11 protein-coding genes and 9 tRNA genes are annotated in these 16,174 nt (G+C 38.8%); 2 read left to right on the top strand and 18 right to left on the bottom strand.

The features are described 5' to 3' along the window. Window positions 1-142: 142 nt before the first annotated feature. On the bottom strand, window positions 143-2,512 hold the full coding sequence (locus H5118_RS13175) for a TonB-dependent receptor domain-containing protein (RefSeq protein ID WP_182749066.1): 2,370 nt from the start codon (window positions 2,510-2,512) through the stop codon (window positions 143-145). A 194-nt stretch (window positions 2,513-2,706) separates the two neighbouring features. Further along, window positions 2,707-3,750, bottom strand: a complete 1,044-nt coding sequence (locus H5118_RS13170; protein WP_182749064.1) for an alkene reductase — start codon at window positions 3,748-3,750, stop codon at window positions 2,707-2,709. 224 nt (window positions 3,751-3,974) lie between these two features. On the opposite strand from H5118_RS13170, the gene H5118_RS13165 reads away from it, so the two are divergent. Beyond that, window positions 3,975-4,364, top strand: a complete 390-nt coding sequence (locus tag H5118_RS13165) for a DUF2750 domain-containing protein (RefSeq protein WP_002962412.1) — start codon at window positions 3,975-3,977, stop codon at window positions 4,362-4,364. 66 nt (window positions 4,365-4,430) lie between these two features. Here H5118_RS13165 and H5118_RS13160 read toward each other — a convergent pair whose 3' ends face one another. Further along, entirely contained in the window at window positions 4,431-5,300 is an 870-nt protein-coding gene (locus H5118_RS13160) for an alpha/beta fold hydrolase (RefSeq protein ID WP_182694196.1), read from the bottom strand. A 106-nt stretch (window positions 5,301-5,406) separates the two neighbouring features. Further along, the gene (locus H5118_RS13155) at window positions 5,407-6,732 is read right to left on the bottom strand and encodes an OprD family outer membrane porin (RefSeq protein WP_182733259.1); all 1,326 of its coding nucleotides are present in this window, start codon (window positions 6,730-6,732) and stop codon (window positions 5,407-5,409) included. 624 nt (window positions 6,733-7,356) lie between these two features. Between H5118_RS13155 and H5118_RS13150 the strand changes: the two genes are divergently transcribed. Continuing rightward, window positions 7,357-10,035: a CHASE domain-containing protein gene (locus H5118_RS13150; RefSeq protein ID WP_182733260.1), complete on the top strand. Its 2,679-nt coding sequence runs from the start codon at window positions 7,357-7,359 to the stop codon at window positions 10,033-10,035. A gap of 70 nt (window positions 10,036-10,105) precedes the next feature. On the opposite strand, the gene H5118_RS13145 is transcribed toward H5118_RS13150, so the two are convergent. From H5118_RS13145 to tolA, 14 genes are all read right to left on the bottom strand, one after another. Further along, window positions 10,106-10,195, bottom strand: a tRNA-Ser gene (locus H5118_RS13145). Window positions 10,196-10,457: 262 nt separating this feature from the next. Next, window positions 10,458-11,498: a quinolinate synthase NadA gene (nadA, locus tag H5118_RS13140; protein WP_182693277.1), complete on the bottom strand. Its 1,041-nt coding sequence runs from the start codon at window positions 11,496-11,498 to the stop codon at window positions 10,458-10,460. Window positions 11,499-11,639: 141 nt separating this feature from the next. Then, a tRNA-Lys gene (locus H5118_RS13135) sits at window positions 11,640-11,715 on the bottom strand. 63 nt (window positions 11,716-11,778) lie between these two features. Then, window positions 11,779-11,854 (bottom strand) — tRNA-Lys (locus tag H5118_RS13130). 84 nt (window positions 11,855-11,938) lie between these two features. Then, window positions 11,939-12,014 (bottom strand) — tRNA-Lys (locus H5118_RS13125). Window positions 12,015-12,038: 24 nt separating this feature from the next. Next, window positions 12,039-12,114 (bottom strand) — tRNA-Lys (locus H5118_RS13120). Between the two features lie 83 nt (window positions 12,115-12,197). Continuing rightward, window positions 12,198-12,273 (bottom strand) — tRNA-Lys (locus H5118_RS13115). 85 nt (window positions 12,274-12,358) lie between these two features. Then, window positions 12,359-12,434: transfer RNA gene (locus H5118_RS13110), tRNA-Lys, on the bottom strand. Window positions 12,435-12,518: 84 nt separating this feature from the next. Next, window positions 12,519-12,594: transfer RNA gene (locus H5118_RS13105), tRNA-Lys, on the bottom strand. 70 nt (window positions 12,595-12,664) lie between these two features. Next, window positions 12,665-12,740: transfer RNA gene (locus H5118_RS13100), tRNA-Lys, on the bottom strand. 226 nt (window positions 12,741-12,966) lie between these two features. Beyond that, on the bottom strand, window positions 12,967-13,716 hold the full coding sequence (gene ybgF / locus H5118_RS13095; RefSeq protein ID WP_033021320.1) for a tol-pal system protein YbgF: 750 nt from the start codon (window positions 13,714-13,716) through the stop codon (window positions 12,967-12,969). 13 nt (window positions 13,717-13,729) lie between these two features. Beyond that, window positions 13,730-14,272: a peptidoglycan-associated lipoprotein Pal gene (pal, locus tag H5118_RS13090; protein ID WP_002960636.1), complete on the bottom strand. Its 543-nt coding sequence runs from the start codon at window positions 14,270-14,272 to the stop codon at window positions 13,730-13,732. A gap of 34 nt (window positions 14,273-14,306) precedes the next feature. Then, window positions 14,307-15,665 (bottom strand): Tol-Pal system beta propeller repeat protein TolB, encoded by a 1,359-nt coding sequence (gene tolB / locus H5118_RS13085; RefSeq protein ID WP_138488837.1) that lies wholly within the window; start codon window positions 15,663-15,665, stop codon window positions 14,307-14,309. A gap of 9 nt (window positions 15,666-15,674) precedes the next feature. After that, window positions 15,675-16,174, bottom strand: a 500-nt coding sequence (gene tolA / locus H5118_RS13080) for a cell envelope integrity protein TolA (protein ID WP_182712992.1), incomplete at its 5' end; no start/stop codon positions are given.

Genomic DNA, 16,174 nt, shown 5'->3' with positions numbered 1-16,174 from the left:
GATAAAACCAGTGTAAGATATTTTCAATATTAGGGGTAGCTATTCACTGAATTTGGTTCTAATAAATCAATACGTTAGTCATTAAACAGTCAAAAAGCCCATCAGTGATGGGCTTTATTTTAATTCAATTACTAAAACTTAATTAAAAGTCAGCGGTAAATGTAACTGCTGCGGTGCGTGGCGCGCCAATGTAATAAGTAGCGCCGTTACCAGTACCACCTGCTAAGTAGCTTTTGTCAGTAACGTTATAAACAACAAACGATACGTCAATGGCTTTAAACGGACCTGCATCTACGTCAGTTGAATAACCTGCATTAAAATCAAGTACGGTGTAGCCGTCTACTTTATTACGCGTGCGAGTGTCTTCGTCTTGCCATGCACCTAAGCGCTCACCAGTGTATTTAGCCGATAAACCAACACGAAAGCCATCGCTAAAGTAATCGGTAGATACCACAAATAAATCTTCTGATGAATCTATTATGCTGTCGCCTTTTCTAAAGCTCGGTGCTACCTCATTACCACTTTCATCTCTTAATATTACACCCTGTGAATCGTATGCATTTGGATCATCGGATGAATACTCAGAACTGCTATTAGTATACGACGAGTACACGCTCCAGCTTGGTGTTAACATATAGCTTGCTGCAAGCTCAAGCCCATTTGAGTCAATACCCCCTACATTTACGTACGAGCCATTTGTACCAATGGTGTAATCAATGCCGTCTGTGCCACTACCAGGGGCAATAAAGGTAATGCGGTTATCAAACTTAACACTGTAAGCCGTTGCTGTAAGGGTTAATCTGTCGGCTTGGTAACGTACACCAAAGTCGATGTTGTCGGCAGTTTCTGGCTCTATGTTTGTAAGTGTTGAGCTATCTCGCTCAAGCACACCGTCTTTTATTGCTGAAAAATTCTCGCTGTAACTAGCAAATAATTCTGTGCTGTTATTTAGTTGATACAATACGCCACCGCTAAATAACACGTCTGAGTCGCTATCTACTTTATCTGATCTTTCGTTAGCAAAGTGGTCATACTTTTGTAATCCAACTAAATACTGTTTTGCACCAATATTTAATGTTAAGTCACCAAAATTAATCGAGTCTTGTAAGTACCATTTGAATGTATCGGTATCAAAAGTGTTTTTGTATTGTGTCCAGTAAGGCGTGCTATCAAAGTGATGATAAATACGCGCGTCAATTACTTTGTGCCAATCACGCGACTCGTCACGCTCGCTTTGCTCATACCAAAAGCCCGCTTCGATATCGTGATCACCAAATGTAGCTTGGTAATTTGCCGTTACACCTAAACGATCTTTGTTGTAATGCGTATGGCGGTAAGACATAACCGGCGTTGCTGTTGCATCGTAACACGCAGGATTTAAACCAGGACCCGACTCCCATGGCCAGCTCAAACTTTGCGTACAATCGGCATCTGGTGCAAGCGGGTTGCCTTCACTATCAGCAAAACCATAAGAGCCTGCATTAGTGCCACCCTCGGTTGTTGGGTCACCATTTTCATCAACAGGTGTTGTTAAATAAGGTGGGATCCAATCGCCGCGACCTGAATTTTTATGATAATAAGGGCTAACAGTTAATAATGAAGTTGGTGAAATAGCGTATTCAAATTTTAAATAGCCTAAGGTATTTTCACGAAGCGTTCCCCAACCTTCTGCAAACATTTGGTCAAAGTGCGGAACTCCCGTCCAATTCCATGTTAGCTGATCCCAATCTGGTGTTTGTTCAAACTGCTCAAGGCTTACGCTGTTATAGTTTGTCTCGCTTACATCATCGTAAGATAAACGACCAGTAAGTGTTAAATCGTCAAAATTAGATACAAACTTAAGCTCAGCGTGTTGGTTGTCTTTGCCCCCATTACTGCCTGAACCAATCCAGCGGCTTGTATCGGTTTGCGAGTAACTTACGTACGCTTGTGTGTTATTAAAAACAGTGCCTGTTTCGTGTTTAATATAATAACGCGTGGCATCGTGGCTGCCTGATGTATAAGCAAAGGTAGTGCCTTTTTCAAGGCTTGGGTCTTTACTTACAAAGTTAAATGTCCCGCCTAGTGCTTCAAGTGAAGCCGACTTAATATCAGACGTACCTTGACCTACTTCTACTGTTGCTAAATTTTCGCTCTCCAAGTAACGGTTAGCTTTAGCACCACCGCCGTAATTAGAGCCACCATTGGGAATGCCATCAACGGTCATACCTAATTGTTGTTGGTTTCCATCAATACTAAAACCACGCATAGTGATTGTAGTAGACCAATCGTCGCCACCAAATGCATCACCTTCGTTTATGCTAATCCCTGGTAAATTATCAATAACCGATAATATGCTCGATACCGAACTTTGTTGCTCAAGCATTGCAGGCTCAATAACATTGTTAGCGTAGCTCGTTGGTTTAGCAACCACGGTTACTTCTTCTATGGTGTTGTCGTTAGCATAAGTAGATGTTGATACCGCCATAGCAATAGCCATGCTCAATAGCGATTTGTTTTTTAAAGCGTACATTGTTGTCCCGTTTAGTTTTAATTATGAAATATGAAAACGAGCACAGTATGGATTTTAAACATGACAACGAGGATGAACTTTATTTACATAAAGGTTAAACAAATATGGAAGATTTATGGCGGGAATATGTACAAAAAAAGGCACTCAAAGATTTAACTTTGAGTGCCTTAATAACTAAATATAATATTTAGCTGTTACTTCAATTCAGCTAGCATTTCATCGCTGTAAGGTACTAACTCTTCACCGTTTGCAATTTTGCTAATGTAATCTGGGTTTGCGATAAGTGGGCGACCAATAGCGATTAAATCAAACTTAGCATCGTTAATTGCCTCTTTTGCTGACTCAAAAGTATAGCTGCCTACGCCTACTAATGTACCTCTGTAGCCTGCACGTAAAAATTCAGACGTCGTTTTACCTTCAAGCGATTCAAACGTTGTACTGTCGTCAAAAATACCGCCGTGTAAGTATGCTAAATCTCTCTTCTCAAGCTCTGGTAATAAGTAATCGAATACCGCTTTATCACGGCTATCTTCGCTCATATTAAAATAAGCACCCGGTGTAACACGTAAAGCAGTACGCTCATTACCTACAGCGGCGATAACTGCATCGGTTACTTCTAGTGCAAAACGCGACATATTTTCAGGCGTTTGACCGTATTCGTCGCTGCGTGTATTTGCAGCGTAATGTAAAAACTGGTCAATCAAATACCCGTTAGCACCGTGAATTTCTACCCCGTCAAAACCCGCTTCAATCGCATTTTCTGCCGCTTTTGCGTAATCAGCTACTAGGCCCTTAATGTCATCTATAGTCGCTGCTTTTGGTGTGATGTATGTAAGCTCACGCATACGAGGTACAGAGCCTTCAACGCCAATTGCCGATGGTGCCAGTACATCGCCATCAAAAAAGTGAGGATGTGCAACACGGCCAACATGCCAAAGCTGTGCAAACATTTTGCCGCCATTAGCGTGCACTGCATCAGTTACTTTTTTCCAACCTTGAATTTGCTCACTGGTAAATAAACCCGGTGTATTTGGGTAACCTTGCGCATCTGGACGAATAATAGTTGCTTCGCTAATAATTAAACCGGTTTCGGCACGGCGAGCATAATATTCAACCATATCTTGTGTTGGCACTAAGTTATCGTCAGCCATACAACGCGTTAATGGTGCCATAAGTACGCGGTTTTTAAGCTCAATCGTATTATTTAGTTTAAACGGAGCAAGTAGATCAGTAGTCATTTTTCAATCCTTCATTAAGTATATGCTTACTACAATGTGGCCTTTTTACAAACATTCAAGCTTATTTTGAATGATCGCTCAAATTAGTTGTGACTTATACTGTTCAATATACAAATTAGATCTGCATTGCTGAAATTAAATAGCAACTTTTCAACACTCTGTCATATAACTCGATATACTTGTGTGCATATAATTTAGATATAGTAATTAAGAGTGAGCTAATTATGACAACGCCAAATTTAAGCGAAGAACAAGCTGTAATTTTAGGGCTTGGGGCAAAAAAACGCCTAGCCTATATGTTCGAAACCGTACAACAATTTAAACAAGTATGGATTTTAAACGACGATGATGGCTGCGTTATGCTTGCCAACGAAGATGACGACTGTGTGCCAGTTTGGCCAACTCGCGAATTTGCAGAAGCATGGGCAACTGGCGAATGGGCTGGCTGCAGCGCTAAAGCAATTCCACTTGCTGACTGGTTTAGTCGCTGGACACCAGGCCTTGAAGAAGATGACCTACTTATTGCAGCCTTCCCTACAGAGGAAGACGACGGCACGATATTGTTTTCAGACGAGTTTGAAAAGCAATTAAAAGCACCGAAGAAAAAATATTAAGGTTCAAAGCCTAAATACTCAGAGTTATTAATTTATAAACGCGGCACTTAATTTAGTGCCGCGTTTTTATTGGCAATTTCTAAAATCCAAATAAGCCTGCGTAATAGCATCTGGATTTTCTACTTGCGGATAATGCCCAAGCTCTACAAACTCTTGTACGCGCGCATTCGGAATAAGCTTTTTATAATGTTCAATCATGTGCTTACCAGAGATAGGATCTTCTGCGCCTGCTATAAACGTAAGTGGTATATTGCTATTTATGATGGCACCAACCCAGCGTTCTCGGTTTTGCTGTCTCTGCTTTATATAGCTAATGAGTTTAGGCATAACGGCTAAACCATCTTTATAAATTAGCAACTCCCAAAGTGTGTCTACCACTTGTTTTGAGGGCGGTGTACTTTTACTAAAAATAGTAACTAAATTATTGGCAAATTTTTGTTTATTCATTAATTTTGGCACTATCCAACCTAGCTTTGAAAGTAAAAGCTTTTGTATAAATAATGGTTTATGCACCTCAGGAAATAACCCACCATTTAAAAAACACACGCTGTTTATTTTAAAGTCACTTTGGCTAACCACTTGCCTTGCTAATAACTCTTGAGCCACTGTATCGCCATAGTCATGAGCTAAAATATGTACGTCATTAATATTTAACGTTTTTAAAAATTGGGTATATAAGTCGGCTTGTTCGGTAATTTTATAAGTAGCGTTTATTGGTTTATCTGACAAACCAAAACCTAGCATATCGAGCGTAATTACAAAATAATGTTCACTAAGCGTTTGCCACATACCTTCCCAATCCCAGCTAGCACTTGGAAAGCCATGTATTAAAAGCAGCGCAGGCTTAGTTATATCACCAGCTATTTTTGTAAATATTTGATGGCCAGAAATATGAGTGAATTGGCCCTGCGATTGCCACTGTTGAAGAGAAAACATATATTAGCTTTATTTTTATTATCTATTTGTTAGTTTTATCATAGTGGTAATTAATAAAGGAAATAAAACCAATGTATAAATTTGCATTGGCTTATTAAACGTTATTTTAAAATTTAATAGTGTAATCTACATAAACTCGGTGGTCGGCTCTGTCGCCTTTAACACCATCAACGCTGCCTGATTTTTCGGTTGTATAATCTACAAATAACCAGCGCAAACTTAAGCCTTTTATTTTCTCAACTTTATAGCGCGTATCTACAGCCCAATATTTTTCATCAGCTGTGCCAGCTAACTTACCCAGCGCAGAGTTTTCAGCATCGCTACCGCTTGTGTAGTAAAACTTTGTTGTTAAACCTGGCGATACTGCTTTTAAATCAATGCCAAAACGTGCCTGCCACGTTGCCTCGTTTTGATTTGTTAAATCGGCACCAATCAATGAGCGAGTTGGAAATGGGTTTGTACCATGATCGCCACTAAAGTTATCTTCAATCCAAGCATCACTTACCTTAGTAAATGCCGCACCTACACTCCAAATATCTTTTTTCCAATCAGCATCTAAGTAATAGGCAAATCCATCGTTTTCACTTTTAGTTAAACCTGTTAAAGCATCAGGTGCATCCTCATCATCTAAATCACCGCCCTCTGCACCTGTCACAAATAAATCACCATCATCTTGTGAGGTAAATATGCCAGTTGAAAGGGTTAACTTACTTTGCTCAAGTTTAATGTCGTAACTAATTTTTAATCCCATTTTACTTAGATAATTGTGCGAATTTAAATATTCAGCCTCTAATGTTATGTTGTCTTTTTTATGCGTAGCACCTACGCCCCAAATTACGCTAATGGCGCCAGCTGCCGATTGGTCGGTAGAAAAGTCTTCCCATCTTTCATCATGTCGACGGCTCCATTTGTCGTATACGTAACCATATAATTTAGTGTTGCCGATTTTATAGTCGCCAAAAACACCTCGAAAAGTATTAGGAATAGCACGGCTGCCTGAGCTTTTTAAAAGCATACTTTTGGTTTTTTGCCCACCTACTTTAACGTGACCGTTTTTGCCCAATTTAAAATCTAAAAAATATTGACCAAATTTAGAAAAGCTATCGTCTACTCCACCACTCTCATTACCTGCTGGTAAAATATTACCTGCGGCTGAACCTGTAGAGTTAATATTCATTACGGTGTAAGTCGATACACCCACACTCAATAAATCATTTATATAACCTGATGTGTAATTGAGCTCTATACCTTGAGCAAAAGTTGAATCGTCACTTGCGTCGTTATCGTAGTCACGGTCGAAATAAATTGATCTAAGTTTTAAATTAAATTCATCTTGTTCTGTCAGCCCATTAACAGCAGCATACGAAGGAATAGAAATGCATGTTAATACTGCGCCTGTTGCCGCAAGTAATTTAGATACTCGGTGAGCCATAGTTATCTCCGTTACCTTGTTTTTTAAGTTTTTACTGTGCAGCACATAGGGATGTGTATGCTTTTTGACCTACACGGCAAACATGTCATAAGGTAATTACATTTCAAGTAATTACCTTTCTTTCATGCTAATAAATATAGAACAATATAAATTTATAATGTTTTAATTTTTATATTATAAAATAGTAAGAGTTTGTTTTATTTCGGATGAATTGTAAAAATTGGTAAAGATTACCTCTTGCTCACTCGTCTCTAAGTCGCTAATTTTATTTAAAAAAGTCTCATAATATTAACTAAATTTTACTTGATTTAAACTTACCTAAGTAAAGTTATGAGCAGCTGATTTCTTCTAAAAATCAATAGGCACAAAAACCAGCGCCTTTTGCTACTACTTTTGTTGGTATCTATAAAGTGATGCAGAATTTATAAATTATTATATTTATATGTATTTTAATTTTATCTTGAGGCTTAAAATCAACTTTTTAGACTCCCCCTACTCTAAACCTCTATAAAATATATACATTCCAATTAATAACAAAGTTGTGTCTTGAATAATAGGTGCTATATTTATCACGTTATTAAAATAGAAACACACTTACTGCGACTCATGAAAAAGGATTAATTAATGATTCAAGCACGACCGGTTAATAAAGGGTTATTAATCTCACTGCTTCCTCACGTCATTTTATTAGTTGCGGGCATTATACTTACCTACTTTGCTCATATTAAACACCAAGAAGCCATAAAAAATAAAATAAACAATGCGCTTGATAACCGCCTATCATCGCTTTCTACAGGTATTAACAGTAGGCTCGATTTGTATCAATATGGGCTATTTGGTTTAAAGGGCTTTGTACATGGGATAGGTGCAAATAACTTAAACTATCAAGCCATAACTAACTACTCTGGGAGCCGTAACTACGCTAAAGAATTCCCTGGAGCTAATGGTATTGGCTATATAAAAAAAGTTGGCGTTGAGCAATTAAATAAATTTTTGAATGATGCAAAAAACGATAGACCCGATCAGACATTTAATTTGAATACACTCGTAGCGACTAGTGATGAGCATTTTATAATTCAATATATTTTTCCTGAGCAAAAAAACTTACAAGCAATTGGATTAGATATTGGATCTGAGAGCATACGCAAACAGGCAGCACTAAATGCTGCCATAAATAATACAACCCAATTAACGGCGCCACTGACTTTAGTACAAGCGAATAAACTCTCGCAACAAGGCTTTTTAATATTAGTGCCAATATATAAAACCATTACTATTTCTGATAATAAAAAACAGCGCCTTAATGAGCTTTTAGGTTGGGCATATTCGCCGTTGTTAATTGATAAAATTTTAGACTCACTTTCACACCTTGATGAAAATCAACTAACGATAAGTGATATCAATAACAATACTGAGACTGATTTTTTTAGTTATGGCATAAAAAGCAAAACTAACGATTATCAATTAACTAAAATTATAAAATTAATGGGTAGAACGTGGAAAATTACCATTGATGCCTCAGACGCCTTTATTTATAACCTTCATCTCCCTAGTCGGTATCAAGCTATTGTTAATGGCTCTTTCGCCACTATTGGCTGTATGTTTGTAGTTTTTTTAATGCAATTGTTTATTTTTAGAAGAAACCAAAGAATTAAGAGAAAAACACTTCAGGCTAAAAAAAATAAACTCGCATTGCAGCAAGCAAATTTAAAACTAGAAAGCGAAGTTAAACAACGTACGCAAGAAATAGCCGATATGAGCATGCTCCAACAAAGTATTTTAAACAGTGCTAGTTATTCAATTATAGCGACCGACACAAACGGCTTAATCACTCTATTTAATCCCGCCTCAGAAAAGTTATTAGGCTACAAAGCGCAAGATGTTATTGGCATTAAAAACCCTGGCATATTTCATTTAAAAGAAGAAATTATAAAAAAAGCTAAACTACTTAGTGCTGAATTAAATAAACCTGTACCCCCTAGTTTTGAAGTATTTATCCTAAAAGCAACAGCAACAGAGCCAGATATTAATCAATGGACATATATTTCTTCTACAGGCGAGCAAATACAAGTTAATTTAAGCGTCACTTCGTTGTTAAATAACGAAGGAGATACCGTTGGCTACTTAGGTATTGCTTACGATTTAACAGAACAAATTGACCACGAGCAAGCCCTTGGTCACTCAAAAGAACTTGCTGAGCAAGCATCGCAGGCTAAGTCTGAGTTTTTAGCAAATATGAGCCACGAAATACGAACCCCGATGAACGGTATACTTGGCACATTACAACTATTACAAGAACAACCGCTTAATGAAAAATCAAAAGAGTATTTAAAAAAATCACTGTATTCAACTCGAGCACTCACCACCATTATTAACGATATTCTTGATTTTTCTAAAATAGAGGCTGGCAAGCTCTCATTAGAGCATAAGCCTTTTGATTTTTTTGAACTTATTCATCACTTAGAGTCAGACTTAGGTGTGCAAGCAACAGATAAAAACATTTACCTTAAATTTGTGATTGATATAGAGCACAAGCATTGGGTGGGCGACCCAGTTAGACTCAGGCAGGTATTTTTAAACTTAATATCTAACGCGATTAAGTTTACATCTCAAGGTGGCGTTACAGTAACCTTTAGGCTAACTGAGGAAAGCAGAATATGTTGTTGTATATCAGACACCGGAATTGGAATTTCTGAGCAAGCAATTGATCGATTGTTTGAGCGCTTTGAACAAGCTGAGCAATCAACCACGCGTGAATATGGTGGTACGGGCCTTGGCTTACCCATCACTAAATCATTAATAGGCCTTATGAATGGCGAAATTAAAGTAACAAGCCAGTTAGGTTCAGGGAGTCAGTTTTATGTCTACTTACCATTAAAACAAGCGCAGGTGGATGACAGCACATTAACAACCAAAAATATTGAGCTTCCTGACCTATCTGGAAAAATTATTTTATTAGCTGAAGATAATAAAATAAATCAGCTTGTTGCAGCTGCGATGCTTGAACCAACTAAAGCCACCATTATTATTGCCAACAATGGTTTAGAAGCGATTTCATTATACGAGTTACACAAACCAGACATTATTTTTATGGACATTCAAATGCCAAAAATGGATGGTCTTCAGGCATGTAAAAAAATTAAGGCGCTTAATAGCGAACAAATTGTTATTGCATTAACTGCTAATGTTTTTACAGAACAAAAAGAAATATACAGGCAGCTATTTGATGGTTACGTTTCAAAACCAATCGAAAAACATGAACTTGTCGGCATGTTATCGACACTTTGCTTAGTAAATAATTAGTCATTCTGAGGGCATTAAAAAACCCAGTTATTGTTACCTTTCGATATTAATAACTGGGCTCTAAGAATAATGGTGGAGGGAGAGGGATTCGAACCCTCGTTAGGGATAAACCTAAACACACTTTCCAGGCGTGCGCCTTCAGCCACTCAGCCATCCCTCCACGGTGCTGCAATTGTGTAATGCAACAGCGCGCTATAGTATGAAATAGACCCTTAAGGTGCAAGGCATTTTTAAATTTGGGCCTTTAAATGCTTACTAATCAAGCAACACTTACCTATAGGCACAAAAAAACGGCTAAATCTAAGACTTAACCGTTTATAATTTATACTTTAAAAATGACTTAACCTGAACTCTGATTAAGAGATTTACTACGTATTGAATATGATGATATTTAAATTTATTTTCTCTAGCCAGAGTTTAGGTTACTTAGCCATACTCGCGGTAAATTCAAGCATGCGATTAAGTGACTTAAGTGCGCCTTCGCGTAAATCCATATCAACAAATACTTCTTTGCCTTTAGGGTCAATTAGGGCTTCCTCAATCGCTTTTAAGCCATTCATTGCCATCCAAGGGCAATGAGCGCAACTTTTACATGAAGCGCCCTCACCTGCCGTAGGAGCCGCAAAAAACTCTTTATCTGGACATAGTTGCTGCATTTTATAAAAGATGCCGCGATCGGTTGCTACAATAAACTTTTTGTTGTCCATTGTTTGCGCTGCTTTGATCAATTGGCTCGTAGATCCAACCGAATCGGCAAGAGCAACTATTTCTGCTGGTGACTCAGGATGAACTAAAACGCCTGCATCTGGGTGTAGCGCTTTCATGTCTTTGAGTGCTTTTGTTTTAAACTCGTCATGTACAATACATGCGCCATTCCACATAAGCATATCAGCACCGGTATTTTTTTGAATATAACTACCAAGGTGCTTATCTGGGCCCCAAATGATTTTTTCGCCTTGCTCATCGAGGTGCTCTACTATTTCAAGTGCACAGGATGAAGTTACAATCCAATCTGCACGTGCTTTAACAGCCGTAGAGGTGTTTGCATATACAACTACTTTACGATCAGGGTGCTGATCGCAAAACGCAGAGAACTCGTCTATCGGGCAGCCAATATCTAACGAACATGTTGCTTCAAGCGTTGGCATAACAACCGTTTTATTTGGCGTTAAAATTTTGGCAGTTTCGCCCATAAATTTTACGCCCGCAACAATAATCATATCTGCATCGTGACGTGCGCCAAAACGCGCCATTTCTAGCGAGTCGGCAACGCAGCCGCCGGTTTCTTCAGCAAGTGCTTGAATTTCAGGATCGGTATAATAATGGGCAACAAGTACTGCATTTTTATCTTTTAGTAATTGTTTTATACGCGCTTTATATTCGCCTTGCTCGTCTTGTGTTAACGGTGCTGGCTTAGGGGGAAAAATATAACCTTCAGGCATAATAGTTTGAGCTAGACTCATGTTCTCGACCACTTATCTACAGTGCATTAATTAGGGCGAATTATACGAGAATATGAAAGCAAATAACAGCGAACTAGTAAGGCTGTTTATAAAAAATAAAGTGGGAAATTAAAAAAGAATATAAAGGAAAGTATTAGAGAGTGGTGGGTCATGATGGATTTGAACCATCGACCAATTGATTAAAAGTCAACTGCTCTACCAACTGAGCTAATGACCCGCTCTAATATAAATCTGCTTTGTAAAAAGCTTGCGTAGATCCGCCGATTAAACTGTCATAGAATGGTGGGTTATGATGGATTTGAACCATCGACCAATTGATTAAAAGTCAACTGCTCTACCAACTGAGCTAATAACCCGCTCTATGCACTTATTCAATTAAGAATGAAGCTTACGTATATCCGCCGACTGATGCCAAATTCTATTCACAAGGAATAAAAGAATGGTGGGTCATGATGGATTTGAACCATCGACCAATTGATTAAAAGTCAACTGCTCTACCAACTGAGCTAATGACCCGCTCTTATATAACTTTTCATAGAATGGTGGGTTATGATGGATTTGAACCATCGACCAATTGATTAAAAGTCAACTGCTCTACCAACTGAGCTAATAACCCGCTCTATGCACTTATTCAATTATGAATGAAGCTTACGTAAATCCGCCGATTGATTCCAAACCGTATTCACAAGGAATAAAGAATGGTGGGTCATGATGGATTTGAACCATCGACCAATTGATTAAAAGTCAACTGCTCTACCAACTGAGCTAATGACCCGCTCTATTGTTACGTTTAAATGCAACTTACTACTTTGCGTAAATCCGCCGATTGGAACCAGTCATTATTCACAAGTAATAAAGAATGGTGGGTTATGATGGATTTGAACCATCGACCAATTGATTAAAAGTCAACTGCTCTACCAACTGAGCTAATAACCCATTCCAGTTGCTAACTTATTACTAAGTTAAAGCTTACGTAAATCCGCCGATTGATGCCAAACCGTATTCACAAGGAATAAAGAATGGTGGGTCATGATGGATTTGAACCATCGACCAATTGATTAAAAGTCAACTGCTCTACCAACTGAGCTAATGACCCGCTCTGACGTTGCGTTTTATAACAACTTAGTATTGTACGTAAATCCGCCGATAAAAGACCATTCAAAGAATGGTGGGTTATGATGGATTTGAACCATCGACCAATTGATTAAAAGTCAACTGCTCTACCAACTGAGCTAATAACCCGCTCTTTTTGTCGCATTTCGAGTGGGGTAACCATTCGTTTGCTGCGGGCGCTTATAATACTTATTTATAAAATGAGTGCAACCGAAATTGTCTCTTTTTTTAAGTTTTTATGTCTAGATGCACAAAATTAAACCGTTTGTGCTCAAACTACATGCAAATCCAAGATTCTTCGAGAGTTTCCATGTAGTTTGCTCGCCTTAACTAGAAATTTAATCGCTGGTGAACTTTAGTTTCCCAAACGATCAGTTGCTAGTTTTGCAGCGGTAGTACTTGGGTATTGATTGATAAGATCGCTCAATATTTTTTGTGCTTGCGCCGCTGAACCTTGATCTTGTAAAAGTGTGCCTAACTTTAGCATTGCATCAGGGCGTTTATTAGAATTTGGAAATTCGTTAACAACCACTTTAAAATGCTCCACCGCTTTTACGCCATCATTTTTAATAGTAAGCAACTGCCCTAACCAATAATGCGCGTTAGACGCATATACAGAGTTTGGATAGGTAGTTAAAAACGTTTGAAATTCAGGAATCGCTTGATCATAACGTTTATCTTTCATTATTAACGCAACAGCACGCTCGTACGCTTCATTTTCAGATAAGTCACTGCTGTAGCTCTGTGCATCGTTTGGCTGCGCCTGATCGACTACTGGAGCTGCTGTTGGCTGTGTATAAGCCTGGCTCACGCGGTTTTCAATCTCTTGATACAACTCACGCTGACGCTGCAGTACTTTTTCAAGTTTGTAGCTTTGCTCTTCAGTTACACCGCGAATTTGACTTACTTCGTCTTGTAACAAGTTAAGTTGTTGCTGTAACTCTACTTGTAAAAAGTTACGCGACTGCATCATATTCTCAAGCGACGCTAATCGCTTCTCAATACTTGATTGTGAACTTGCAGCTTCTGAAACAGGAGCGGGAGCAGCCATTAACTGGGTGCTCCCGCTCAATATCATGGCTGCCAAAATAATTTTCGGCTTCATAATATCTCTTATCTTAGTAAACTAGTACCGCACGGCGGTTTTTAGCGAAAGCTGATTCAGTGCGAGATTTAACCATTGGCTTCTCTTCACCGTAGCTTACCACTGACATTTGGCTAGCTGAAACACCTAAGCTTAATAGGTATTTTTCAACTGCTTGGCCACGGTGCTCACCTAGTGCAATATTGTACTCTGGAGTACCGCGCTCATCTGCGTGGCCTTCAATTAGAACTTTAACTGATGGGTTTTGAACTAAAAACTCAGCATGTGCACGAAGTAAATCTGCGTACTTACCTTCAACAGTCGCTTTATCAAAGTCAAAGTAAATTACTTGCTCTTGACGAAGTGCTTCGTACTTTTGACGAAGTTGCTCTTCTGCTTGTTGCTCAGGAGAGATTGTAGCTACTTCAACTGTATCAGTGTTAGTTGATTGCTCAACAACGCCTTGATTTGATTGGTTTGCAGCACCTTCATCAATATCAGAAGATGAGCTACAAGCTGCTAATGTCATTACTGGCACAGCAATTAGCAGGCCTTTAAGTATTTTGTTAAGTTGCATTGAGTAGATTCCTATTTTGAGTAAACCAGTAATATTACTGTAAGTATGGCGACCAAGCTGGTGCCTTTACTTGTCCGTCTAGCACAGGTAACCGTGCTTTAAAGCGGCCGTCCATCGATACTAGCGCAAGTACCTGTTTATTATTATGGAGCGTGCTGTATATAATCATCGAACCATTTGGCGCTATGCTCGGTGATTCATCTAGGCGTGTTCTCGTTAATACTTGAAACGCACCTGTAGCCAGCTCTTTCTTAGCAAGATGGTACTGCCCGTTGGTACGGTTAACCATCACTAATTCTTTTCCATCTGGTGTTATAGAACCAGCAAGGTTCATATCACCATCAAAGGTGAGTCGTTGTGACCTACCTGTTTTTAAATTTAACTTATAAATCTGAGCATTACCACCCCTTTCAGATGTAAACACAATATCTTGGCCATTAGGGTACCAAGATGGCTCAGTATCTATGCTACGATGATTTGTTAAGCGTGTTTCCTTACGTGTAGCAAGGTCAAGCATGTAAACTTCTGTCGCACCCGTCTTATCCTTAGAAAGCACTAATAATAGCTTTTTACCATCTGGCGAAAACTGCGGTGCACCATTAATACCACGGTAGCTTGCTATTATTTCACGCTTACCTGTGTATATATCTTGAATGTAAATTTGGCTTTGACGGTTTTCAAACGTTACATACGCTAGTTTAGTACCATTTGGTGACCATGCTGGCGACATTAATGGTTCTTTTGAACGAAGTAATACCTGTTCGTTAAAACCATCGTAATCAGCAACGACTAGCTGATAAGGTTTAGGCTCGTTATCACGTACTATTACATATGCAATTTTAGTTAAAAACGCGCCCTTTTCACCCGTTAGCTTTTCATAAATAACATCACTAATGCGGTGTGAATAACGACGAAAACCACTCTCGCCAATAACACTTTCACGCGCTTCTAAAATATGATCTTGGCTTTTAACTAACTTACCGTTACTCATCATTTGCGTATTGCCACCGGTAATTTGGCCGCGAATCACATCAACTAACTCATAACGAACTAAATAACGCCCATCAGTTTGTTGTTCAACCTCACCAACAAGAACAGCTTCAACACCTTTATTAACCCAAGACGCATAATCAATTTCGCCATCTTTACTTGGCTGTTGCGGCATTTGCGCCACATCAACAGGTTTAAACTTACCACTGCGCATTAAATCGGCAGCAATAACACCACTTAGCTTTTCAGGAATTGGACCAACACCTTGGTATTTAAAAGGTACAATGGCAATAGGCCTTGCACCGTCTACACCTTCTGTTATTACAATTTCAAGCGCTGCATTAGCAACACCCGTAAACCCAAACAGTAAAACTAAACAGGCTATTTTTATTTTGTTGAACATATCATTCCTTTAAAATTCTGGCTTGATTGTTAAATTAATATTCTTAAGTTTTTCGAATACGTCTTTATCTTTAGATACCGGTAATGTGTCAGCCATGCGCACTGCTCTTAATGCAGCTTCACATACTAACTTGTCGCCACCTAATGATTTAACTTGCGTTACTAAACCATTAAAGCCCAAACGAATATTAACTCGGCACTGTTGGTTTTTCATTTTTTCATCAATCAGTAAGTTTTGCTGAATACGCGCCATAATTAATGCACGGTACTTATCAACTTCGCTCACCACTTGTTGCTGACGTATTTTACTACGGGCAGCCTGCTCTTTGGCAAGTTGCTCTTGTAACATTTGCTCTTGCATTGCTTGCTGGCGTTTACGTTCGGCCTCAGCAGCACGCTCTTTTGCTTCCTCTTCACGCTTTTTGCGCTCAGCTTCTGCTTTTTTAAGCGCTTCTTCTTCAGCTTTGCGTTTGTCAGCTGCTGCTTTTGCTGCGTTTTCAGCTTCTTGCT

The organism is Pseudoalteromonas sp. SR41-1 (assembly GCF_014164015.1).
GTDB lineage: Bacteria > Pseudomonadota > Gammaproteobacteria > Enterobacterales > Alteromonadaceae > Pseudoalteromonas > Pseudoalteromonas distincta.
The sequence above is the reverse complement of the archived record's forward strand: the minus strand, read 5'-3'. Positions and strand labels throughout refer to the sequence as shown.

Excerpts from the sequence above, each read along its gene's own strand:
- H5118_RS13175 (WP_182749066.1), bottom strand. The coding sequence starts at position 2,512 with ATGTACGCTTTAAAAAACAAATCGCTATTGAGCATGGCTATTGCTATG.
- H5118_RS13170 (WP_182749064.1), bottom strand. The coding sequence starts at position 3,750 with ATGACTACTGATCTACTTGCTCCGTTTAAACTAAATAATACGATTGAG.
- H5118_RS13165 (WP_002962412.1), top strand. The coding sequence starts at position 3,975 with ATGACAACGCCAAATTTAAGCGAAGAACAAGCTGTAATTTTAGGGCTT.
- H5118_RS13160 (WP_182694196.1), bottom strand. The coding sequence starts at position 5,300 with ATGTTTTCTCTTCAACAGTGGCAATCGCAGGGCCAATTCACTCATATT.
- H5118_RS13155 (WP_182733259.1), bottom strand. The coding sequence starts at position 6,732 with ATGGCTCACCGAGTATCTAAATTACTTGCGGCAACAGGCGCAGTATTA.
- H5118_RS13150 (WP_182733260.1), top strand. The coding sequence starts at position 7,357 with ATGATTCAAGCACGACCGGTTAATAAAGGGTTATTAATCTCACTGCTT.
- nadA (WP_182693277.1), bottom strand. The coding sequence starts at position 11,498 with ATGAGTCTAGCTCAAACTATTATGCCTGAAGGTTATATTTTTCCCCCT.
- ybgF (WP_033021320.1), bottom strand. The coding sequence starts at position 13,716 with ATGAAGCCGAAAATTATTTTGGCAGCCATGATATTGAGCGGGAGCACC.
- pal (WP_002960636.1), bottom strand. The coding sequence starts at position 14,272 with ATGCAACTTAACAAAATACTTAAAGGCCTGCTAATTGCTGTGCCAGTA.
- tolB (WP_138488837.1), bottom strand. The coding sequence starts at position 15,665 with ATGTTCAACAAAATAAAAATAGCCTGTTTAGTTTTACTGTTTGGGTTT.